Here is a 22,721-nt window from a genome sequence, read left to right as displayed (position 1 = left end):
TGCGCGCTTTGCAAAAAGCATATTCGCATTAGGGCCGGAATCGGGGGTCAATCGGCGTGTGTATTCAAGCCCGGCATGCCACTTCCTAACGTTTGGCTTGGTCCTCCCAGTCCTCCCACTCTACACCATTGATTTCCAGGTAACTGGAAACGGCTGCGCCAATGGTTGGGAAGAAATATTGCTCGCCAAGCTGCGAGAACAGTCCAAATCTCTTCAGCTTGTCCTTGACTGGATCTTTCAGCTCGGCAAAGCAGAACTCGATACCCTGCGCGTGCAATGCCTCGTCCAATTCGGCGATTGTATCGCCGGCGGAGACGTCCACGCTGGTGACAGGCTCCGCCGCAACGACCAGCCAGCGTACGGGCGTCGGCGATTTCGCCACGGCGTCCAGTACGCGCTCTTTAAAGAATTCGGCGTTGGCGAAGAACAGCGGCGCATCCCACCGAAACAGGACCAGCCCGGGGATTTGGCGTGCATCCGGATATCTTGTGATGTCGTGATAGCCTTTGACGCCATGGGCGCGACCCAACACGGCGGAGTGTGGGCGCCAACCGTCCCACAGGAACTCGGCGATGGCGATTGCTATTGCCAGACCAATTCCTGGGATCACTCCGAGCACCGCCACGCCGACAAAGCAGACCATCGATAGCCAAAACTCCCACTGCTGAATCCGATAGATTCGCTTGAGGTCGGTGACCTCAAACAAGCCGATCGCAGCGGCGATTACGACGGCCGCCAATGCAGCGGTGGGCAAATGCTGAAGGAGGTTTGGCGCCACCAGCAGAAGGATGGCGATGGCAAGCGCGCCGACGACTGAGGTTAGCTGGGTACGGGCGCCGGCGGCCTCTGCAACGGGAGTGCGCGAAGCGCTGCTGCTGATCGGGAAGCCCTGAAAAAAGCCGGTTGCCAGATTGGCCGCGCCAAGCCCCACCATCTCCTGGTTGGGATCGACATGGGTGCCCAATCGTGCGGCATAGGCGCGCGAAAGCACGCTGGTGTCAGCGAATGATACCAGCGCGATTGCGCAGCCGCCGATCAGTACCGGCACGATATCGCCGTAGGTGATCCAGGGGATCGCGAAACCCGGCAGGCCCTGCGGAAGAGGACCCAAAACCGCCACGCCGTAACGGGTCCCAAGATCAAGCACGCCGACGATAGCGGTTGCCCCGACTACCGCAATCAGAATGCCTGGCAGCCGCTTGCTGTTCCGGAGCAGCAGGATGACCGTCAGCGTGCCGAGCCCGATCCCGAATGCGACCCAGTTTGTCTTGCCTTCAAGGATTGCATCGGCGATCGCCCATAGGCTTCGTAAAGGTCCTTCGCTCTCGATCGAGAAGCCGAAGAGCTTTGGCAGTTGGCTGATCAAAACGGTCAATGCAATTCCGTTCATATAGCCGTATCGTATCGGCTTGGAGAGCAGCTCGGTGACAAAACCCAAGCGCGCGATGCCGGCCAGAATGCATACCGTCCCCGAAACGATCGCCATCATCGCAGCGAGCGTCGCGGCGCGAAGAGGATCGCCGCCAGACAGTGGGACGACAACGCCGAGGATGACGGCTGCCAGCGCCGAGTCAGGTCCCAGCACGAGGATGCGGCTGGGGCCAAACAACGCGTAGACCAACAGCGGCACGATCGTTGCGTACAGACCGGCGATGCCAGGCAAGCCCGATGCTGTCGCGTAGGCAATTCCAACCGGGACCAGCATCGTCGCCAGGACGAGTCCGGCGAAGATATCGCGCGGAAGCCACGCCGCCTCATATCGGCGGAGGGTTTCGATTGCCGGCAGCCAATCGATCCAATGCTTCATTGGGGGTCACTTCCAGATCCGGCCAGGCTCGTTGGCAACGCACACATTGGCCGCGATTGGCCCAGCTGGAAGCCAGTCTAGGCTGTTGCGTCTCTCGGCAAGTGGAAAAATGTCACATCCCCGCTCATTCGCTCCAATGTTGCCAGCGGCATGTCCGTTTTGCGGGCATTCGCGACCGGGTCGATCCAGCGGCAAGTCCGACCAATGTCCGTTCTGCCGCTGAAAGCGGAAGTCAATTCAGAGGGGCCATGCTGAGGGCCGCAAAGTGGTCGAGCCCACCCTGGGCGAGTTCTATGCCACGCTGAGCAGCGAGCAGAAGGCGCACTTCAACACGCTGCAACAGGTCGCAGGCCCGTGAGGGGGACGTCGCATTCGCTCGCCGCAAGCGGCCGAACGAGGTGGGGTAACGTAATCACCCAGCTTCGACGCTCGACGAGAACACGCAAGTCCGGGCCGCGGCTCCCAGTGAGACGCGCGGCGGCACGGGATGCAGCCGACAGCCGCGTTCCGACCTCACGCGGCGGGAATCGTCTTCTGCCCAGCCTCATCCGTTTTTGTGATCGCTTGAGACCGCTCCATCTCGTCCGAGCCAGCGGCGTTGCATTGCTGGAAGTAGGAAGACAACTCGAGATCGGCCAGGTGATCCCAGTATTCTGCTTCTGCGAGCAGCTTCCATTTGTTCATGCTGTTGTATGCGGCCTGTTGACGGCACAGCGAACCCATCGCACGCAAGCGTTGCACCTTCTCCACTGCGAACCTCCTTCGCGCGCTTGTTTGTTTACAGGCGCATTTGTGTTGTCACAGCTTTGCAGATTGAATTGACGAGTGATAGTCCGGTGTTTGACGGTCAATCGATGACAGCGCAATCGTCTGACTTTTCGCGAAATAGTCGAGCCGAACGACGCGGACATTGGCGGGGCAGAATGGCAGCGCGTCCGGCGGCCCCCCAGAGGCCTAAGTCACCGGTGCATTCCATTTCAGGACTGAAATCTTAATTGTGAGCGGCCTTCCCTGGATGATGGTTAACTTGCAATTAGACCGGGCCGGACAAAGTTTGATCCCGAAACTATTTTGGCCCGGCACATTGGACTGCAAGACCGCCTTCCGGCGGTCTTTCCTTTCGCCGCAACGAAACGCGTCCCAGGCTGGACCACGCCGGCTCGGCAAAGGTCGCCAGTCTTGCACGCCGATCACAACAATGGCCCCGACAACAATGGCCCCGACGGATGACACGTCGGGGCCATTCAAGATCATCAGGCGTGGGTACATCCGCCGAGCCTGCTGATCGTTGATGCCACCGATTACCACATCCGATCTGGCACATACTGTGGCGAGGCTGCGGCATCGGGGTGATGACATTCTGCCTGAAAGCTGATGGCTGTCCACCTCATCATTGGTGGTACTCCCAGCTCGCTGACCAACACGAGCTGCAGCTCGATCTCCGCTGCCGTCGCGGCACGCACCTTCCGCTCCGTTATCGCTACCCTGGTGCGCTCAAGCCCCTCCGCAAGAAGTGCACCCACGCTGACCCATATTGAGTTCGTCATCCCGCGTCATCGTCGCTGAACCTTTGCGGGATTTCCGGGACCAAACTCTATAGGCTGCAAGAACGACGGCTTTTCTGCTGTGAACCGGCCCGACCATTGTGAAGTGACAGTTTGATTTTTTGGCGCTGCATTAGCGCAAGAGAGGTCCGTTATGGACCGAACAGCTGGCAAGAACGTCAGTTGCCGTGCCATACAGTGTCATTCGCCAGGATGGCGCCGCTGCGGCATTCTCATTGTTGCGATGCTCTGTACCGCATGCACTCTCCTGTTTGCGAGCGAAGCCAGAGCTCAATGCACGGCGCGAGATGTCCTGCAGAACCAACTAAGGCTCAAGAAAGCTCCGTCAGCTGACAGGCCGCAAATCCCGATTAAATCCGCCGTCGATGTTCCCGTGTGGAAGACGATCACAATCGGGACGTTTGCAAATTTCTTTGCCCTCAGTAACGCAATGGATGCGGTAGGTTGCGGCATCGGAAACTCGGCCGGCGAAATTCTCGCACGACCGACCTTTACCCTTCGCGACACGAAAACAAGCGTAAAGCTTTTTGCGGTCTCGGCAGCCGAACTCGGCTTTAAGACCGATACCGCGCCGCTGGCGGACATTTATGCGCGCGCCAAGCAGCTGGGTTTCGGACTCGCGGCCGCAGAAGTCGGGCCACAGCTGAGGCTGCAATATTTTGACCAGCCGATCGGCGAATTTCTCATCATCGGAATGGAGCCGATCAGGACGTGGAAGGGCGCCCCCGTCATCTTGAATGTAGCCAATGGCGGAGCGGGACTCATTCTCATCGGCCAGGATGGCAGCGCCGACGCACAGATCTCCGTGGTATCCCGCTTTGTATTTGTGCGGACCAATGAAGGCGCACCTGCCGAGGAGCAGGAGGCCGTAGCACTAGTCGGTCGCTGAATTTCCTGGTGTGCGCAGCGGCCTCGACTTGCGGGCACAGAGCTCAGGGGAGTGTCTGCCATGACACAAGCGTCGATCAAAGTCGGCATGATCGCGGAGGAGACCGGAGCACTTTCGTTCATGGGCCGCGCAAACGCCAACGTGGCAAGGATGGTGGTTGACGAGATCAACGCCAATGGCGGCCTGCTGGGGCGGAAGATCGAACTCTACCTCGAGGACGGTGCAACGACCGACGCGGTCGCGGAGGCCAAGGCGGCCAAGCTTGTGTTGCAGGACAAGGTGGATGTGATCTTCGGCGGCATCTACAGCTCCACGCGGCAGGCCATCAAGGGCCCCGCCGTCGTGAAGGGCAGGACGCTCTACATCTACCCCGAGCAATACGAAGGGCAGGAATGCGACCCGCTGATCTTCTGCACCGGCCCGGTGCCGGCGCAGCAGCTCGACCCGCTCATTCCCTGGCTGATGCACAAGACCGGTGCCAGGACATTCTACCTGCCGTCCGCAGACTACATCTGGCCGCACGTGATGAACGAGAGGGTCCGCCGGCTCGTCACCGCCAATGGCGGCAGCATCGTCGGCGAGAAATACCATCCCCTCGATCACATGGAGTACGACGAAACAGTTGCGAGGATCATGTCCAGCGGCGCGGAAGTGGTGTTCAACACCATCGTTCCACCCGGGGTGGTGCCCTTCTTCGCTCAACTCCACAACGCCGGTTTTCAGGACCGCGGCGGGCAGTTGATCTGCACCTATTTCGACGAGAACCTGCTCGGCCTGCTGCCCGCGCCGCATGTGGAAGGCCTCTACGGCTGCCTCGACTTCTACCAGAACGTCAGCGATCCCTTCAGCAAGACGCTGCTCGGCGCGTACGACAAGCGCTATCCCGGCAAGGAGCAGTTCACGGGCGGCAGCGCCTGCTCCGGCCTCTATCGCGGGATCAAGCTCTGGGCGGCGGCCGTGAACGAGGCCGGCTCGCTGCGCCAGAAGGACGTCATCGCTGCGCTTGATCACGCGGGGATCGCCGAGGGGCCGGGTGGTCCAGCGGAAATGGTTCCCGGCCAGCACCACGTCCGCATGAACATGTATATCGCGCGGGCAAAGAGCGGCCGTTTCGAGATCGTCGAGAGCCTGGGGCCTATCGCGCCGGACGAGGCGATGGTGCCGTCCGTCGCGGAGTTCGGCCGGAGACCAATAGCGTAGTCAGCCCATCAGGCAGGGAGCGTGAGATGAGTGTCCCGTCTCCAGTCAACGAGAGTCTCCTGAGCCAGCGTCTCGCCGCGCTCGGAGCGGCAAGAAGCTGGGCACCGAATGTTCTGCCGGAGCTCGAGCACTTCATCCGGACCGCCGACGACTATGATCTTCTTCGCGTCAACCCCATCCAATGCGGCGGCGCCGTCCGCATGTCCGAGGCCGACGCGATCGAGCTGTTCGTGCACGCTGCCAAGGTGGGCCTGTTCGATATGGACTGGCTGCTGATCTGCGCCTATTGCCCGCAGGTCGCTGGCAGCTTCCGCGAGCTCGACCAGGTCCATCCACGCTTTCAGTGCGCGTTCTGCAACGCGATCAATGATGTGGCGCTGGACGACTACATTCAGGTCGCATTTACGGTCTCGAGCGGCGTCCGCGACATCATATTCCGCCATCCCGAAAGGCTGTCTGTCGAGGATTTTTACCTGCGCTACAACTTCTCCAAGGGCTTCATCGCTCCGCACGGAATGACGCATCAGCAGCTCGTTGCCGCGCTCTCACGGGGATTCGCCGATATCGAGGCGCATGAGCACCGCAGCTTCGACTTCGAGGTCACGGCTGGCCGCTTCGAGGTGCTGGATTTGAGCCACAAACTCCTTCTGGTCTTCTTCGCGGACGGGGAGCCGGCAGAGCCGCAAGAGACGCTGGTCCAACTTGAGTCGGGCCGCTTCCATGTACCGGACCGGCCGACGGCACCGAAAGACATGGTCCTCGGCGACGGGCAGTTTTCGTTCCGGCAGACGGCCGATCTCAGCCCAGGCAAGCACACCATCCGGATCGAGAACCGCACCGACGATCGCGGTCGCTTCTGGTTCGTCCAGTATCCCCCAGGTTTCGCGCCCCATCTGGTCGAGTATGAACCGTTTCTTTCCGGCAAGCGGTTGCTGCTCACCCCGAGCTTCCGCGAACTCTACAAGGCGCAGCTGGTGGATGAGGGCGAGAGCATCAAGGTCTCAGACATGACCTTCCTGTTCACCGATCTGAAGCAGTCGACCCCGCTGTACGAAAGCGTCGGTGACGTGAACGCGTATTTTCTGGTTCGCCAACACTTCGAGATCTTGAACAGGATCATCCGGGAACGATCCGGCACCATTATCAAGACGATCGGCGACGCGGTCATGGCCGGGTTCGAGCGTCCGCAGGATGCCGTTTGCGCCGCCATCGAGATGATCGAAGAGCTGTCGCGATTCAACCAAACCGCTTCGCGGCCGCTGGGCCTCAAGGTCGGTGTCCACAGGGGGCGGGCGATTGCGGTGAATCTCAACGACCGGATCGACTATTTCGGACAGGACGTGAATATCGCCGCACGCGTGCAAGGTCTCGCCGATGTCGACGAAGTTTGCATCAGTGCGACCGCGATGGAGGCGCCGGGCGTCGGTGACATCGTCAATTCACGCTCGGTGTCGCGCAACTACGAGAACCTGAAGGGCATCGGTCAAAAGATGGAGGTCCATCGCATGACAATCCCGCCGACGCAGACTTGAACGAGCGCAAGGGCGGCGCGCGGGGCGCCTACACCACCGTCCTGTGCCGCGTAATGCAGGTGCGCAGCACCTCGTCCATCGGCTTGGCCCACCAGTCGTTGGAGAAGATCTCGATCTCGGAATAGCCGGCAAAACCCTGCGCCTCGACCGCTTTGCGCACCGATTTGATGTCGATGACGCCGTCGCCCATCATGCCGCGGTCGTTGAGGATGTCCCTGGTCGGCACCAGCCAGTCACACACATGGAAGGCAAGCAGCCGATCCCTGCCCGCGCGCGCGATCTGGCTCATCAGCTCCGGGTCCCACCAGATGTGATAGACATCAAGTGCGACGCCGAGCATGCCGGTGCGGCGGGGGTCGAGCCGGTCGCAGATATCGAGCGCCTGTTTTGTGGTGTTCACGCAGGCGCGGTCGGCGGCGTAGGCGGGGTGCAGCGGCTCGATGGCCAGCGGCAGGCCTGCCTGCCTGGCATAGTCGAGCATGTCGGCAAGCGCCTCCTCGACCTGCCCGCGCGCGGCCGCGATGTCCTTCGACGCCTCGCTCCCCGGCCGCGAATATTGCGGCAGGCCGCCGACGACGAGAACGACGCACGGCGCGCCCAGAGCCTTGGCTTCATCGACGCAGCGCCGGTTGTCGTCGCGCACCTCGCCCCGGCGCGAGGCATCCGAGGTGAACATGCCGCCGCGGCAATAGCCTGACAGATCGAGCCCGGCCTCGCGCACCGCGCGCGCGGCACGGTCGAGACCGACAGACGCGACCTGGTCGCGCCAGGGATCGATGGCGCGGATGCCGTGCTTTGCACAGGCATCGATGATCTCAACGAGGTCACCCTGCTTGCGGACCGTCGCCGTATTCAGCGACAGCCAGCGGTGGTCGGACGAGAAATCGCGCATCAGGATTCGATCCCGTGCGAGGCCAGCACCGTCGTCATCCGCCGCGTCGCCAGCTCAGGATTGGCGAGCAGGCCGGCCTGATCGGCCAGCCGGAACAGCTCGGCCAGATGCAGCATCGAGCGCGCGCTCTCCTGCCCGCCCACCATGGTGAAATGATCCTGATGGCCGTTCAGATACGCCATGAACACCACGCCGGTCTTGTAGAAGCGCGTCGGCGCCTTGAAGATGTGGCGCGACAGCGGCACGGTCGGTCCCAGCACGTCGTGGAAGCCGGCCTCGTCGCCGGCAGCCAGCCGCGACAGCGCATAGGACGCCGCTGGTGCGATCGCATCGAAGATGCCGAGCAGCGCGTGCGAGAAGCCTTGGCTATCGCCGGCAATCAGCTCCGCGTAGTTGAAGTCGTCGCCGGTGTACATCCTGATGCGCTTGTCGAGGCGACGACGCATGTCGATCTCGCGCTGCTTGTCGAGCAGCGAGACCTTGACGCCGTCGACCTTGGCGGCGTTGGCGTTGATGATGGCCACGGCAATGTCCATCGCCTTGTCCAGATCCTTGGTACCCCAATATCCCGTCAGCGCCGGATCGAACATGTCGCCGAGCCAGTGGATGATCACGGGCTCGCGGACCTGCGACAGCACGCGGTCATAGACCTTCGCATAATCGTCGGCATTGCGGCCGAGCTTTGCCAGCGCGCGCGACGCCATCAGGATGATGCGGCCGCCGACCTTCTCGACCGCCGAGATCTGCTCCTCATAGGCCCGGATCACATCGTCGATGGTCCTGGCATCCTCCACCGCGAGATGGTCCGTGCCGGCGCCGGAGAACACCAGCGCGTTGCGACGCTTGGCGGCGGCGACCGAGCGCGTGATCAGCTCCAGCGAGGTCGGCCAGTCCAGCCCCATGCCGCGCTGCGCGGTGTCCATGGCTTCGGCGACGCCGAGACCGAGGTCCCAGACATGCTCGCGGAAGGCGATGGTCTTGTCCCAATCGACGGCAACCGAAAGCCAGGGATCGTTGTCGGCGAAGGGATCGGCGACCGTGTGCACGGCGGAGAATGCGATGCGGTTCAGCGGGCCTTCGAGCCTCGCCGGGAACGTTCGCGAGGCCGCGAGCCGGTAGGTCTCGATTGAACGATCGGCTTTCGGCAGCTTGAGCGACAAGGACGACATTGAAGGAGCAGGCTTGGGCAGGACGGGCTTGTTCATGCTTCCCTCCTCAGGCCTTGATCGGGGCGACGTCGATCCAGCGCCGCTCCTTCCAGCTCTTCAGCGCGCATTCGGCGAGCTGCACGCCCTTGGCGCCTTCGAGCAGGGTGAACTTGTAAGGAGCATCCTCGTAGACGTGACGGATGAACATCTCCCACTGCTCCTTGAAGCCGTTGTCGTAGGTGACATTGTCCGGCAGCTTCTGCCAGTCGCCGTAGAAATCATGCAGCCGCTTTTCGTCCGGATTCCACACCGGCCTCGGGGTAGCCTGCCGCGCCTGGATCATGCAGTCGGTGAGCCCCGCGACCGCCGAGCCGTGCGTGCCGTCGACCTGGAAGGTGACGAGGTCGTCGCGGTAGACGCGCGTCACCCAGGACATGTTGATGTGGGCGATGACGCCGCCCTCGAGCTGGAAGGTCGCGTAGGCGGAATCGTCCGCGGTCGCCTTGTACTTCTTGCCCTGCTCGTCAAAACGCTCGGGGATGTCGGTGTTGCCGATGCAGACCACGCTCTGGACGTTGCCAAAGAGGTTGTCGAGCACGTAGCGCCAGTGGCAGACCATGTCGAGGATGATGCCGCCGCCGTCCTCGTCGCGGTAGTTCCAGGACGGCCGCTGCGCCTCCTGCCAGCCGCCCTCGAACACCCAATAGCCGAACTCGCCGCGCACCGAGAGGATGCGGCCGAAGAAGCCGGAGTCGCGCAGGAAGGCGATCTTCTTCAGGCCGGGCAGGAACAGCTTGTCCTGCACGGTGCCGTGCTTGACGCCCTTGGAATTAGCGAGCTTGACGACCTCGAGGGCCTCCTCGAAGTTGGTCGCGATCGGCTTCTCGCAATAGACGTGCTTGCCGGCATTGATGGCCTGGGTCAGCAGGCCCGGCCGCGCCTGCGTGGTCGCGGCATCGAAGAACATGGTGTCGTTCTTGTCGGCGAGCGCCGCATCGAGGTCGGTGGTCCAGCGCGCGATGTTGAAGCGCTTTGCAAGCGCCTCGACCTTCTCGGCGCTGCGGCCGACCAGGATCGGATCGGGCATGATGCGGTCGCCGTTCTTCAAGCGGAGGCCGCCCTGGTCGCGGATCGCGACGATCGAGCGGATCAGATGCTGGTTGAGCCCCATGCGGCCGGTGACACCGTTCATGATGAGGCCGAGGCGCTGGGTGGTCATGCCAATTACTCCCAAGGTGATGTTGGCTGTTCGAGCGGGCGGAGCGCCGACCAGTCCGGATGGACCGACGTCGCAAAGCCCGCAGCATGAAGCGATCCCGTCAGGAGATCGCCGTTGTGAATGGAGAGACGGATGCCCTGCCCGGCATCGGCATAGAGATCGGGATGCGCAGCCGCGAAGGCCGCAGCTTCAGCGGCCGGCGTGTCGCCGAAGCCGTCGACGTAGTGGTGGCCGTTACGCTCGGCGTGGGTGACGCCGAGGAAGGCACCGAGTGCGAGGTCCTGCTGCACGGCAAGGCCGGCCTGGCAGGTGAGGTCCTCGCCGGTGACGAAGAACTTTTCGCCGCCCCCGCTCCATTTTGCCGCGCGCGTGGCGTTGACGATGGACTTGTAGAGCCCCTTGCAGGATTTCGAGGAGATACCGTGATAGCCGAGAGCCCGAGCGGCAGGGAAGGCATCGTAGGAATCATCGGCTTCATCGATGATGAAGCCGCGCGCGGCGAGCGAACCGAGCGGCGACTGCCGTGTAATGTCACGCGGCATCGGCTGTTCGACATAGAGCAAGCGAGAAGCAATCGGCCGCAAGTCGGAATCATGATGGAGCCGATCCATCAGGGCCTGCAACGCCGCGAGATCGGCGTACTGCTCGTTCGCATCGAGCGTCACCTTGTAGCTGCGCTCAAGTGTATCGAGCTCCTTGCCGATCCGCGCCAATCGCGCTGCATCGGCTGCGGGATCGCCCGACAGCTTCAGCTTGAAGTAACTCGCGCGGGCGTTCTCATGAGCGTCGGCGACGCCGCCCTTGCCCTCCACGGTATCGTCGAGGCCGACGGTATGTCTGATAGCAACGCGCGGCAACGGCTTCCGACTGGACAGAAACGCCGCGATCTCCGCGTCCTTCAGGTCGGGCGATAGTCGCGCATCGATGCCAGCAATGTTGCCGGCCATTCCGTCGAAAAAGCCGGTCTCAACGCCGCGCAGCAGCGCATCGAGGATCGCCTTGTCGATTTCCGCGGGGCCATAAGCCGCCGCAAGCGCCGGAATGTTCTTCTTCGCGCAGGTCGCGATCTGGGCACCAATGCACGCGGCATGGAGATCGAACGCGGTCAGGAATCCGGTCCGCGCCAGATAAAGCCCGCGCGCGATCTGAAGCGAGCGTCGCAGACCGTCGACCGTCTGCGCCGGAGAAAACTCCGGCCGCTTGTCGAACCATTTCGGCACCAGCAGCTCGGCGCTGGTGCCGACGGCGCTTCCCCTGCCCTCGACCTCGATCTCGACCCGCACGAACAGCTGCGGCGTCGCGTTGATGGTGATCGCGCCAAAGCGGAACGGCCGCGCGAACTGCACGGGACGTTCGAAGAAGGTGATATCTCGAAGCATCAGGCGCGGCGCCATGGCTTTAATCCAATGCCCCTTGCGAGAAGAAATGCTTGCGGATGCGCTGCACGAGTTCGGTGAAGACCGGGTCGGCCATCACGTCGAGCGAGCGTGGACGCGGCAGCGGCACGTCGTAGATCGCGGCGACCGCACCGGGACGTTCGGTCATCACCAGCACGCGGTCGGCGAGGAACACCGCCTCGGGAATCGAATGCGTTATCAGCAGCACCGTCTTCCTGGTCTCGCGCTGGATCCGCATCAGCTCGACATTCATGCGCTCGCGCGTCAGCGCATCGAGTGCGCCGAACGGCTCGTCCATCAGCATGATCTTGGGATCGTGCACCAGCGCGCGGCAGATCGAGGCGCGTTGCTGCATGCCGCCGGAGAGCTGCCACGGCAGCTTCTTCTCGAAGCCTTCGAGCCCCACCAGCTTCAACAGCGCCTTGGCGCGGTCGAGATATTTTTGCCGCGGCAACCGCTTCATGTCGATCGGCAGCATCACGTTGGACAGGATGTTGCGCCAGGGCAGCAGCAGCGCGTTCTGGAACACGATGCCGACATTGCCGTGCGGCTTCGTCACCTTCTCGCCCTCGACCAGGATCTCGCCGGCCGACGGCGGCAACAGTCCCGAGATCAGCTTGAGCAGCGTGGACTTGCCGCAGCCGCTTGGGCCGACCACGACGAAGAACTCGCCCTCGTTGATGTGGAAATCGAGCGGCCGCAGCGACGGCACGTCGCCGTCGCGCGTCCGGTAGGTCTTCGACACGCCGGATAGCTTGATGCCCGACGCCTCGCCGGCGGCCCGGTCGCTCACCAGTCTCAGATGCGCGGCCGGCTGCACGGTGTCATTCGGTCTTGTTGCTGGGTTCATCTAACCAGGTCCACTCGACGATATGCCCGTCATTCCGGGGCGCCCAAAGGGCGAACCCGGAAGCTCGAGATTCCGGGTCTGGTCCTTCGGACCATCCCGGAATGACGGTGTGTGTCGCTCACGAGCCGCTCTTCGGCAGATAATCGTTGGTGTAGAAGGCCTTCGGTTTGTCCTTGGCCTTGGCGTCGAGCCCGCCATATTCGACCAGCAGGTTGACGGTCTCGGTCATGTTCTGGTCGGTGACCTGGAACGGCCGCTTGCTCTTGGTCTCCGCGGTCCGGTACAGCGGAATGGTCAGCTCAAAACCCTGCGTCAGCGTGTCGATCTTGCCGCCCTTCGGGTTGGCATCGAGGATCGACTGCGCCGCGGCCTTCGGCTCCTTCTCGGCGGCCTCGACCGCCTTGGTCGTCGCCGACATGAAGCGGCGGACGAGATCGGCGTTGGCCTTCACATAGTCGGAGTTGGCGATGATGCCTGACGAAACCATGTTGATGCCGTAGTCGGCGAACTTGATCGGATAGACGTCCTTGCCGGTGGCATCCTTGATCTTCATCGACTGGTCCATGACGTAGCCGAGCAGCAGATCGGCCTGGCCGTTGATGACCGCGTTGAGCTTGGTCTGGCCGTCACCCGCAACCGTCTGGAAGTCGCTCTCCTTCAGGCCGGTCTTCTTCAGGAACAGCGGCCAGATCTGGGTCATGGAGTCGGCCGGCGTGATCGCCACCGTCTTGCCCTTGATGTCCTCGGGCTTCCTGATGTTCTTGTCGACGAAGCCCATGGCGGACATCGGTGAGGTCTGGAGCAGGACGCCGGTCGCGACCACGGGCGCGCCCTTGATGGCGGCGCGCATCATGGTGGGCACGTCGACATAGCCGAAATCGGCGGTCTTGGCGGCGACGGCCTGCGTGGTCGCAGCCGAGCCGCGGCCTTCCTGGATCTCGAGATCGATGCCCTCGGCTGCATAAATGCCCTTGGCCTTGCCGTAATAGAACGGCGCGTGCTCGCCATAGACGTACCAGTTCAGCATCAGCACGACCTTGTCGGCCGCCTGCGCCGGCATCGCCGCGAACGCCATCAGCGCCACCGATGCAGCCCCAATCCACCGCTTCATCGTCACTCTCCCTTGTCGTTATGTTTCGGCCGTTGGTGGCCGTTGCTTAAGTCAAGAGGCGAAAATCACGTCCTCGCGCTGGCTGACATGCCAGGGAATGACCAGCTTCTCGATCCGGTCCACGATCCAGAACAGGATCACGCCGAGCAGCGCGAGGATCACCAGCGCTGCGAACATCGTCGGCAGGTCGAACGTGCCGATCGAGCGCTGCATGACGTAGCCGATGCCGGAATTGGAGCCGACGAACTCGCCGACGACGGCGCCGACCACGGCGAGCGTCACCGAGACCTTGAGGCCTGAGAAGATCGCCGGCAGCGCATGCGGCAGGTTCACCGCACGGAACACCTGGAAGCGGCTGCCCTGCATCGCGCGGGCGAGATCGACCATGTCAGGATCGACCGATTTGAAGCCCTGCACCGCCGAGACCACCACCGGGAAGAAGCCGAGGAGAAAGGCCGAAATCACCTTCGGAATGATGCCGAAGCCGAACCAGACCACGAACAGCGGCGCGATCGCGATCTTCGGCACGGACTGCGAGAACACCAGCAGCGGATAGACGTAGCTCTCTACCGTCTTCGAGCCCGCGATCAGCATGGCGACGGGAATGCCGAACAGCGCCGACAGCAGGAAGCCGCAGACCGTCGCATAGGTGGTCGGCCAGGATTGGCGCAGCAGTTCCGGCCATTCGGTGCGCAGCACCGCGATGACATCGCCCGGCGACGGGATCTGGTAGGCGGGAATCCTGAACAGCCGGATCGCCAGATCCCAGGCGATCACGATGAAGACCAGGAACAAGAACGGCCGAACCCAGGCCGCATTCAGCATCTTGGACACCGCACTCTGCGGCTTCAATTCAGCCACGTCTCACTCCCGGCATTCTTCTTCGTTCTCGTTCGTTCTTGGGAGAAATTAACTCGTTGGATAAATACTGTCCAGACCTTTCCCTGTGGCGTTTTGCGCCGGGGGTTCCGGGCAAGTTTGACGGCGTTTGGGGATTGAAGGCCGCGCCAAATCCCCGATGTCGTCCTGGCGGAAGCCAGGACCCATTACCCCAGGGAGAAGTTTGGCGAAGACTGGTCGTTCCGGATTAGCGCCGCATACAATCGACAGATCACGCGGCATGGGTCCTGGCTTTCGCCAGGACGACGATGGGGAAAGAGTTTGCCTTAAACCGTCTGCACCACCGCGGCACGCTTCTTCGGCGCCTTGACGATCTCCAGCAACTCCGTGGACCGCCCCGTCAGCGCGGCCAGCACGAGGCCGGCCATGTGCGCGAGGCGCTCATCCTTGGCGTCCTTGGCCAGCAGATCGCGGCCGAAGATCACGCTCAGCGTCGCCGAGTTCGAGAGATAGAAGAAGCTGAGGGCCGCGATCGAGATGTAGAGCTGCACCGGATCGACCGCGACCTGGAAGTCGCCGCTCTCGACGCCGCGCCGCACCACGGTGCCGATCATCTCGACGAAGGGCGAGTGCATCGACTTGACCTTGGTCGAGCGCTTCAGGTGCTTGGCGCGTGCGAGGTTCTCGGTCTGGAGCAGCGAGAGGAACTCGGGGTTGCGCAGGAAATAGCCCCAGGTGAATTCGATCAGGCGGCGGATGGCCTCGGGCGGATCGAGATGTTCGAGATCGAGCCCGCGCTCCTCGCTGCGGATCTTGTCATAGGCGCCTTCGAGCACCGCGAGATAGAGCTCGTCCTTGTTGCCGACGTGATAGTACAGCATGCGCTTGTTGGCGCCGGCCTTGGCCGCGATGCGGTCGACGCGCGCCCCGGCAAGCCCATGGGCGGAAAACTCCTGCTTGGCGGCCTCGAGGATGCGCAGCCGCATCCCCTCGGGATCGCGCTGCCATCTCAGAGTTCTCTTTGCCTTTGCCAAACCGGGTGCTCGCTGGGGGCTCTCAAAGTACGCGTGTAACACGCGGGCGGGCGTTTGAGAATGTTTCGTCATTCCGGGGCGTCGCTGCGCGACGCCCCGGAATGACACCCTCAATCCGCCGGCTTCGGCGAGCGCTCCAGGAGCACCGTCTGGATGCCGCAGGTGCCGTTCCTCACCGTCATGATCCGCGTGCCCGGCTTGCGGCCGTTGCGCACCTCGGTGACGTCGAGGCCGCTCGCGATCAGGCGGGCGCGCGTGGCGTCGATGTCGGCGACCCGCCAGCTCAGGCCCCAGAGACGGTCATGCGCGAGGTCACCGCCCGCCACAGGACGGCGCACCACCTCGACGATGAGGTCGCCGCAACGGAAGAACATCAGCTGGCCCCAATCCTGGTGCGAACGGTCGAGCGCGAGATCAAGCCCGAGCCGCGCGCCATAGAGCGCGGCGGCGCGCTCGGAATCCTCGGTGGTGATCACGACGTGGTCGAGCGCGTCGATCGGCGCGATGTCGGTCGCGACCGATCTGGGGCGCTCCTCGGCAAGCTCGAGGAAGAACATCCGCACGCCGCGCGTGAGTTCGGTGGCGGCGCGCGTGCGTTTCCAATGCAGGACGGCATCGGATTCAGAATCGCTGCTTTCGACCTCGGCAACCGGATCCGGCTTCAGGGCCACCCGCTCCAGCCGCCGGTGCATCCTGCTCATGTCTGCGACACGAAAGCACAGGCTGGCGAGCACGCCCTCTTGGTCGTCGAGCAGCGCGCGCATCCGGTCGGCGGTCACGCTGAAACCGCTCGGCGCCATCAATTCGATCGTCATGTTCTCGAGAGTGAACAGCACCCGGTCGGCCCCCTCACCCGAGTTCTGCCACGCCGGCGCGCGGCCGAGCAGCGTCTGATAGGCCGCCTTGGCTGCACCGATATCCCTGACCAAAGCGACGACGTGATCGAGGCCGGTGATCATGTTCCCTCCCTCCCGACGGGGCCGGAACCGAACGTCCTGGGGGCGTCGGCTCTGCCCGGGCAACGCTGGCCCTGCCACGGTCGTATTCCGGCCCCATACCGACCTCAAGCGCCTATCGCCATGACTCTGCAAATATTTTGGCTCTGCGAATATTTTTGGCTCCCGCCGAAGCGGTGCTAAGGTAAGCAGCCGGCCGGGACCACCCAGCGCATCACGGACAACCAATGCAGGCTCTTTTTATCGGACAGACCTATATCGACGTCGTCTTCCTCACGGACCACATGCCGACCGGCGACGAGAAGCACGTGGCGACCGACTACGCGGTCTCTTTCGGCGGCAATGCGGTGACGGCGGCGTTCTGCTGCGCCAAGCTCGGCATCGTGCCCGACCTGATCGCCACGGCGGCCAATGACTGGCTGGGGCGCATGTTCCAGGACATGTGCGCGAAATACGCGATCTCGCTGCATGCGCGAAAGGTGAACCAGTCCTCGCTGTCCTTCATCATGCCCAAGGACGGCAAGCGCGCCATCGTCCGCTGCCGCGACGACGAGCACATCCATCCGTTCCCGATCCTCAATCTCGGCGGCTGCCGCGCGCTGCACATCGACGGCCACCAGCCCGATGCGGCGATCCACTATGCAAAAGTCTGCCGCGAGGCCGGCATCCTGACCTCGCTCGACGGCGGCGGCCTGCGCACCAACACGCACGAGCTCCTGGAATTCATCGACGTCGCGATCGTCGCCGAGCGCCTTTGCGAGCAGATGGACCTGACGCCGGAGAAGATGCTCGATTACCTGAAGAGCCGCGGCTGCAAGATCGGCGGCGTCACCATGGGTGAGAAGGGTCTGCTCTGGTACAACGAGACAGGCGCGGTCGAGATCATGCCGGCGATGCCGATCCCGCGTGAGCGCGTGATCGACACCAACGGCGCCGGCGATGTCTTCCACGGCGCCTATGTCTATTCCTACCTCGCCCATCCCGGCAAAAGCTGGCGCGAGCATTTCGACTTCGCCCGCGCCGCCTCCACCTTCAAGATCCAGCGCCTCGGCAACGAGGCCGGCTTGCCGACCCTTGTCGACATCGCCAAGGTCAGGCACGAGTTCGAGGTCAAGGCCTAGTCTTCGCAGAGGTTCAAATGGGGCGCGTCTACGTCGCCGGCAGCATCAACATGGATGTGGTGGCGACGGCCGACCGCCATCCAAAAGTCGGCGAGACCGTCGCCGGCAAGCAGGTGCTGTATTTCCCCGGCGGCAAGGGCGCCAACCAGGCCGTCGCGGCCTCGCGGCTCGGCGCCCGGACCACGCTGATCGGCCGCCTGGGCAAGGATTCATTCGGCGCCGAGCTGAGGGCGTTCCTCGCCGGTCAGGGCATCGATCTCGGCTACGTTCAGGAGACGGCGGAGGCGCACACCGGCACCGCCATCATCACGGTTGCGGCGGCCGACAACACCATCGTGGTCATTCCTGGCAGCAATGCGTTGGTCGGCGCCGACGACGTCAGTGTCGTGCCGCTCGTCAAAGGCGATGTCGCCATCAGCCAGTTCGAGATTCCGCTCCCCACGATTGCCGCCTTCTTCCGGCGGGCGCGGGCGGCGGAGGCCACCACGCTGCTGAACCCGGCGCCGGCACAAAAATTTGGCCGCGAGCTGCTTGAGCTGGTCGACATCCTCGTGCTGAACGAGACCGAGCTCGGCTTCCTCGCCGGCACCGAGCTGTCCGACAACGACGAGGCCGCGCGGATCATCCAGGTCGCGCGGCAGCTTCAGGCGCGCGAGGACCAGACCATCTGCGTCACGCTCGGCAAGCGCGGCGTGCTCGCCCTCGCCGGCGACCAGGAGTTTGCGGTGCCCGGCCGCGTGGTGAAGGCGGTTGACACCACCGGCGCCGGCGATTGCTTCGTCGGCGCGCTCGCGGCGCAACTCGCCGACGAAGTCCCCCTGCGCACGGCGCTCGCCTTCGCCAACGCCGCCGCCTCGATCAGCGTGCAGCGCATGGGCGCGGGGCCGTCGATGCCGACGGCCGCGGAAGTGGCGGCCGCTCTGTAGAGCGTGGCGCTTCCTCCGCCTCTCCCCGCCTGCGGGGAGAGGGAGTAGAGTTCACGCCAGCGCGCTCTTCAGGTCAAAGCTCTCGTCCGCGGCCTGCTCCGGCGTGATCGAGCGGTCCATGCCCTGCAATCTGCGGCCGAACATGTGATCGCCGGCGCGGTTGATGGACTCGATGCCGACCAACTTGTCGCCCCTGTAGCAGAACGCCGAAAACGCCTTTTTGGCGGGATCGCCGCGCAGAACGACGCGATCGTAGCCGGTGGTGAGGCCCGCGATCTGGAGCTTGTCGTCACCCTGGTCGCTCCAGAACCAGGGATGGCTGTCGTAAGGCTTGCGGTCGCCGGTCAGCCGGGCCGCGAGGCAGCGGGCGTGATCGGTGGCGTTCTGCACCGATTCCAGCCGCAGCGAGCCGCCGAAGCGCGGGCTTGCGAACAGCGCGCAGTCGCCGATCGCCGAGATGTTGGGATCGGCCGTCGAGAGATATTCGTCGACGATGATGCCGGCAGCAACCGGCAGCCCCGCCTCGGCCGCGAGCTCGATGTTCGGCAGCACGCCGACGCCGACCACGACGAGGTCGGCGGGCAGATGCCTTCCGTCGCTCAAGGAGACGCCGGTGACCTTGCCGTCCTCGGCCTCGATACTGGTTGCCTGCACACCGAGATGAATGCGGATGCCGGCCTCACGATGCCGCGCCTGAAAATACTCCGAGACCTCCGGGGTCACCGCGCGCGCCATCACGCGCGGGGCGAGCTCGAGCACGTCGACCTCCAGCCCCTTGATCCGGGCCGTCGCTGCGAATTCGAGGCCGATGAAGCCGGCGCCGATCACCACCACCCGCGTCCTCGACGGCATGATCTTTCGCAGCGCCTCGCTGTCGTCGAGGATGCGCAGATATTTCACGTCGGGCAGATTGGCATTGGGCAGATCGAGCAGCCGGTTGCGCGCACCCGTCGCCAGCACGAGGTGGCCGTAATCAAGCATCTTGCCCGATGCGAGATGCAGCTTGCGCCCGGCGCGGTCGATCGAGACCGCGCGGCCCGCGATCAGCTCGATCTTCTGATCCGCATAGAATTTCTCCGGCCGGAACATCAGGCTCTCCGGCCCGGCCGAACCCTTGATGTACGCCTTGGACAGAGGCGGCCGCTGATAGGGCAGATGCGCCTCGTCGTTGATCAGGCAGACGCGATCGGAAAAACCCGCCTGCCGCAGGGATGCCGCGACCTGGTAGCCGCCATGGCCGGCACCGACAATGATCACCGGACCGCCAGTCATTGGAACAGCCCACTTCCGGAGACACGAGCGTGACCCATGTCGTCTCCTCTCATGCTGATATTGGCTTGGCTAGCCTAGGAGGAGCCGGCGCTCGTGTCCGTCCCTCAACGAAGGCGGCCCCATTTGAGCCTATCGTTCCGGCTTGCGCAAGAGCGGTGCGCGGGGATTGTCTCCCCTCGCCTTCTGCGATTTAGTTGCACGAACGACCTCATGCCGGGGATTTCCAAGATGCCAGCTCCCATCTCCCAACCCGACGATCCCGCCTTGCTGCGGATCGACGGCCCGATCGCGACCATCACGCTCAACCGCCCCGCCGCGTTCAACTCGATCAACCTGGCCATTGCGCAAAAGCTCGAGCAGCTCGCCTCCTATATCGAGGGCGACGACGCCATCCGGGTTCTGGTGATCGAGGGCGAAGGCCGCGCCTTCTCGGCCGGCGGCGATCTGCAGACGATTGGAGCTGCGGCCGAAGCGGGCACGGTGACGCCTGTCGTCGGCGAGCTGCTCAAGCACTATCACGCCTTCATCGAGACGATCCGGCGCATGCCGAAGCTGTCGCTGTCCAGCGTCCACGGCTCGGCCGCCGGCGCCGGCATGGGCCTCGCCTTCGTCACCGATCTCTGCATCGCCGCGGAGGACGCCAAATTCACGCCGGCCTATGCCAAGATCGGGGTGTCGCCGGACGGCGGCTCTACAGTGGGCATTGTCGGCACGGTCGGCTCCCGCCGCGCGCTCCAGATCTTCCTGTCGGAGGACAATTTTACCGCGCAGCAGGCCCATGAATGGGGCCTGGTCGCGAAGATCGTTCCCGCGACCGAGCTGAAGGCGGCGACGCGGCAGCTCGCCGAGCGTCTGGCGCAGAACCCGCCTGCCGCGATCGCCGGCACCAAGTCGCTGGTCTACCAGGCGGTCACCACGCCGGTGAAACAGCAGCTCGACGCCGAGGAGCACAAGATCATCATGGCGATGAACACGGAGGAGTTTCGGCTCGCCGTGAAGAAATTCACGAGCAAGGGCAAGTAGCGCTACTGCGGACAGATATAGCCCGTCCCCGCCGGCGACTTGAAGCAGCCGACCGACTCCGGCAGCACCTGTCGCGGCAGCCACAGCACGACGCTCGGGAAATAGATCGCGAATGCGATCGTCGCCAGGAATACCACATAGATCGGCAATGCGGCGCGCAGGGCCTTGGCAAAGCTGATGCCGACGAATTTCGACGCCATCAGCAGCACCAGACCATAAGGCGGCGTGATCAGGCCGAAGGCGAGCGTGGCGATCAGCACCACCCCCATATGCACGGCATTGATGTCGCCCGCCTCGGTCAGCGTGTTGACCAGCGGCATGAAGATGATGATGGTCGGCACCGGCTCGATGAAGTCGCCGACCACGGTAAACAGCAGCACCATCAGCAGCATGATCAGGTGCGGATCGTGCCCCGCGATCGAAGTGATCAATTCGGCGATGTAACTGGCGCCGCGCAGGTAAGCGAGCATCCAGCCAAAGGCGTTGGCGGCGCCGATGGTGATCAGCGGCAGTGAGAAGATCAGCCCGGCGAGGCAGAAATCATAGGGGATCTTCCTGAAGTGGCCGCGGTTGAGCGCGGGGATGACCACGAGGACGATCCAGGCCACCGCGACGACGCCGGCTTCGGTGGGCGTGAACCAGCCGGTCAGGATGCCCCCTAGCAGGATCACCGGGATCATCAGCGGCAGGGCCGCATCGCCGGCCGCGAACACCACCTGCCGCAGCGGCGCGCGCGGCTTGCGCAGGCCGGAGGGGCCGAAGAAGTAGCAGTAGATCATCAGGCCGATGCCGATCATCAGGCCCGGCACCACGCCAGCCATGAACAGGCCGGCGATCGAGACGTTGCCGACCGCGCCATAGACCACCGCCGTGATACTCGGCGGCACCAGCGCGGCGATCGTCGAGGCGGATGCGATGATCGCGGCGATGAAAGCGGGCTCATAACCCTCGCGCTTCATCGGGCCGCCCAGCGCGCGGCTCATCACCGCAACGTCGGCGGTGGTCGAGCCCGACATCTCCGAGAAGAACATGCTGAAGACGACGACCACCTGGGACAGCCCGCCCCTGATGTGCCCGACCAACGACACCGACAGGTTGGCGATCCGCACGACCACATTGGCCGAGCTCATGAGCTCGCCGACCAGCAGGAAGAACGGGATCGCCAGCAGCGCCTCGGAATCGACGCCGTCGAAGATCTTCTGGATGATGGCGGCGAGCGAGACGTCGGACAGGATCGCGCCGATGAAGACGCCGGCCATCAGCGAGAACGGCACGGGCACGCCGAGATAACCGAAGGACAGGAAGCAGATCGACATCAACGCCAGGACGACAGGCGCGCTCATGGCTGCGCCCTCATCTGCGCCTCTGTAAGGCCGGGCGCGGCATCCTCGCCCGGCGGCTCGGGATGGTCAAAGCCGTTGCGCAGGCCGTTGACGAGCTGCTCGATGGTGAACAGGCCGATCAGCACGCCCGAGAGCGGGATGATCGCGTAGAGCGAAGCGATCGGCGTGCCCGACGGCAGGCGAAAACTACCGAAGCCGCGGAGATAGTTCTGGTAGCCGTACCAGATCAGGCAGAAGGCGACGCCGAGCACGACCAGGCGGATGATGACTTCGACGATCAGCCGTGGCGTCCCGTGCATCGCCTCGGATATCGCAGTGAGATAGAGGTGATCGTTGCGCCGCGTCGCGGCCGCCGTGCCGACGAAGATCGCGTAGATGAACAGCGTCGAGGTGACCTCCTGAAGCCACAGCCAGGGATGGCCGATGGTGCGGGTGACGATGTCGGCGGTCACCGACAGCGAGAAGCCGAAGCAGAGCACGCCGCACAGGATCATCAGCGCAAGCTCGAGCCAGTCGAGCCCGCGCCATTTCAGGTGGCGTTGACGCTGAACGAGCAGTTTGTCGGCGATGGCCATTTACGTCCCCGTCGTCCCGGG

General features: G+C 63.7%; 20 protein-coding genes. 6 read left to right on the top strand and 14 right to left on the bottom strand.

Features of this window, described 5'->3' with window-relative positions; all coding sequences use genetic code 11:
- Positions 1-85: 85 nt before the first annotated feature.
- The gene (locus tag ACE10W_RS11080) at positions 86-1,807 is read right to left on the bottom strand and encodes a SulP family inorganic anion transporter (protein ID WP_028174824.1); all 1,722 of its coding nucleotides are present in this window, start codon (positions 1,805-1,807) and stop codon (positions 86-88) included.
- A 513-nt stretch (positions 1,808-2,320) separates the two neighbouring features.
- Positions 2,321-2,557, bottom strand: a complete 237-nt coding sequence (locus tag ACE10W_RS11075; RefSeq protein WP_011085631.1) for a hypothetical protein — start codon at positions 2,555-2,557, stop codon at positions 2,321-2,323.
- Between the two features lie 948 nt (positions 2,558-3,505).
- Between ACE10W_RS11075 and ACE10W_RS11070 the strand changes: the two genes are divergently transcribed.
- The 3 genes from ACE10W_RS11070 to ACE10W_RS11060 are packed head-to-tail and all read left to right on the top strand — an operon-like array spanning position 3,506 to position 6,993.
- Entirely contained in the window at positions 3,506-4,261 is a 756-nt protein-coding gene (locus ACE10W_RS11070; protein ID WP_304551519.1) for a hypothetical protein, read from the top strand.
- A 60-nt stretch (positions 4,262-4,321) separates the two neighbouring features.
- On the top strand, positions 4,322-5,461 hold the full coding sequence (locus ACE10W_RS11065; RefSeq protein ID WP_063921428.1) for a substrate-binding protein: 1,140 nt from the start codon (positions 4,322-4,324) through the stop codon (positions 5,459-5,461).
- Positions 5,462-5,487: 26 nt separating this feature from the next.
- A complete protein-coding gene (locus ACE10W_RS11060) occupies positions 5,488-6,993 on the top strand; it encodes an adenylate/guanylate cyclase domain-containing protein (RefSeq protein ID WP_304551518.1) in 1,506 nt (501 codons plus the stop codon).
- Between the two features lie 28 nt (positions 6,994-7,021).
- Here the strand turns inward: ACE10W_RS11060 and ACE10W_RS11055 are convergent, their stop codons facing one another.
- From ACE10W_RS11055 to ACE10W_RS11015, 9 genes are all read right to left on the bottom strand, one after another.
- Positions 7,022-7,885 carry a sugar phosphate isomerase/epimerase gene (locus tag ACE10W_RS11055; protein ID WP_304551517.1) on the bottom strand — a complete coding sequence of 288 codons (864 nt, stop codon included), beginning with the start codon at positions 7,883-7,885 and terminating at the stop codon, positions 7,022-7,024.
- A complete protein-coding gene (locus tag ACE10W_RS11050) occupies positions 7,885-9,090 on the bottom strand; it encodes a dihydrodipicolinate synthase family protein (protein ID WP_304551516.1) in 1,206 nt (401 codons plus the stop codon). The genes ACE10W_RS11055 and ACE10W_RS11050 overlap by 1 nt, the downstream gene beginning before the upstream one ends.
- Before the next feature lie 10 nt (positions 9,091-9,100).
- A complete protein-coding gene (locus ACE10W_RS11045; RefSeq protein ID WP_304551515.1) occupies positions 9,101-10,252 on the bottom strand; it encodes a Gfo/Idh/MocA family protein in 1,152 nt (383 codons plus the stop codon).
- A 5-nt stretch (positions 10,253-10,257) separates the two neighbouring features.
- Complete coding sequence (locus tag ACE10W_RS11040; protein WP_304551514.1) at positions 10,258-11,646, bottom strand: hypothetical protein; 1,389 nt, start codon at positions 11,644-11,646, stop codon at positions 10,258-10,260.
- 4 nt (positions 11,647-11,650) lie between these two features.
- Complete coding sequence (locus tag ACE10W_RS11035; protein ID WP_304551513.1) at positions 11,651-12,499, bottom strand: ABC transporter ATP-binding protein; 849 nt, start codon at positions 12,497-12,499, stop codon at positions 11,651-11,653.
- Positions 12,500-12,617: 118 nt separating this feature from the next.
- Positions 12,618-13,610 (bottom strand): ABC transporter substrate-binding protein, encoded by a 993-nt coding sequence (locus tag ACE10W_RS11030; protein ID WP_304551512.1) that lies wholly within the window; start codon positions 13,608-13,610, stop codon positions 12,618-12,620.
- Positions 13,611-13,661: 51 nt separating this feature from the next.
- Entirely contained in the window at positions 13,662-14,471 is an 810-nt protein-coding gene (locus ACE10W_RS11025; protein WP_304551510.1) for an ABC transporter permease, read from the bottom strand.
- 305 nt (positions 14,472-14,776) lie between these two features.
- Complete coding sequence (locus ACE10W_RS11020) at positions 14,777-15,484, bottom strand: TetR/AcrR family transcriptional regulator (protein ID WP_369525318.1); 708 nt, start codon at positions 15,482-15,484, stop codon at positions 14,777-14,779.
- Between the two features lie 110 nt (positions 15,485-15,594).
- The gene (locus ACE10W_RS11015; RefSeq protein WP_028174812.1) at positions 15,595-16,443 is read right to left on the bottom strand and encodes a VOC family protein; all 849 of its coding nucleotides are present in this window, start codon (positions 16,441-16,443) and stop codon (positions 15,595-15,597) included.
- Positions 16,444-16,667: 224 nt separating this feature from the next.
- On the opposite strand from ACE10W_RS11015, the gene ACE10W_RS11010 reads away from it, so the two are divergent.
- Both ACE10W_RS11010 and rbsK read left to right on the top strand, forming a co-directional pair.
- Positions 16,668-17,561 carry a sugar kinase gene (locus ACE10W_RS11010; protein ID WP_011085617.1) on the top strand — a complete coding sequence of 298 codons (894 nt, stop codon included), beginning with the start codon at positions 16,668-16,670 and terminating at the stop codon, positions 17,559-17,561.
- Positions 17,562-17,578: 17 nt separating this feature from the next.
- Positions 17,579-18,487 (top strand): ribokinase, encoded by a 909-nt coding sequence (gene rbsK, locus ACE10W_RS11005; RefSeq protein ID WP_304551506.1) that lies wholly within the window; start codon positions 17,579-17,581, stop codon positions 18,485-18,487.
- 51 nt (positions 18,488-18,538) lie between these two features.
- Here the strand turns inward: rbsK and ACE10W_RS11000 are convergent, their stop codons facing one another.
- Positions 18,539-19,759 carry an NAD(P)/FAD-dependent oxidoreductase gene (locus ACE10W_RS11000; RefSeq protein ID WP_028174809.1) on the bottom strand — a complete coding sequence of 407 codons (1,221 nt, stop codon included), beginning with the start codon at positions 19,757-19,759 and terminating at the stop codon, positions 18,539-18,541.
- 228 nt (positions 19,760-19,987) lie between these two features.
- On the opposite strand from ACE10W_RS11000, the gene ACE10W_RS10995 reads away from it, so the two are divergent.
- On the top strand, positions 19,988-20,782 hold the full coding sequence (locus ACE10W_RS10995) for an enoyl-CoA hydratase/isomerase family protein (protein WP_304551505.1): 795 nt from the start codon (positions 19,988-19,990) through the stop codon (positions 20,780-20,782).
- Positions 20,783-20,784: 2 nt separating this feature from the next.
- Here the strand turns inward: ACE10W_RS10995 and ACE10W_RS10990 are convergent, their stop codons facing one another.
- On the bottom strand, positions 20,785-22,125 hold the full coding sequence (locus tag ACE10W_RS10990; protein ID WP_304551503.1) for a TRAP transporter large permease: 1,341 nt from the start codon (positions 22,123-22,125) through the stop codon (positions 20,785-20,787).
- Positions 22,122-22,700 carry a TRAP transporter small permease gene (locus tag ACE10W_RS10985; RefSeq protein ID WP_028174806.1) on the bottom strand — a complete coding sequence of 193 codons (579 nt, stop codon included), beginning with the start codon at positions 22,698-22,700 and terminating at the stop codon, positions 22,122-22,124. Before ACE10W_RS10985 ends, ACE10W_RS10990 begins: the two co-directional genes overlap by 4 nt.
- Positions 22,701-22,721 lie beyond the last annotated feature (21 nt).

Origin of the sequence: Bradyrhizobium sp. B025, from assembly GCF_042257955.1 — a bacterium.
GTDB classification, from domain to species: Bacteria; Pseudomonadota; Alphaproteobacteria; order Rhizobiales; family Xanthobacteraceae; genus Bradyrhizobium; species Bradyrhizobium diazoefficiens.
Note: the sequence above shows the minus strand (reverse complement) of the source record. Positions and strands in the feature narration are given on the sequence as shown.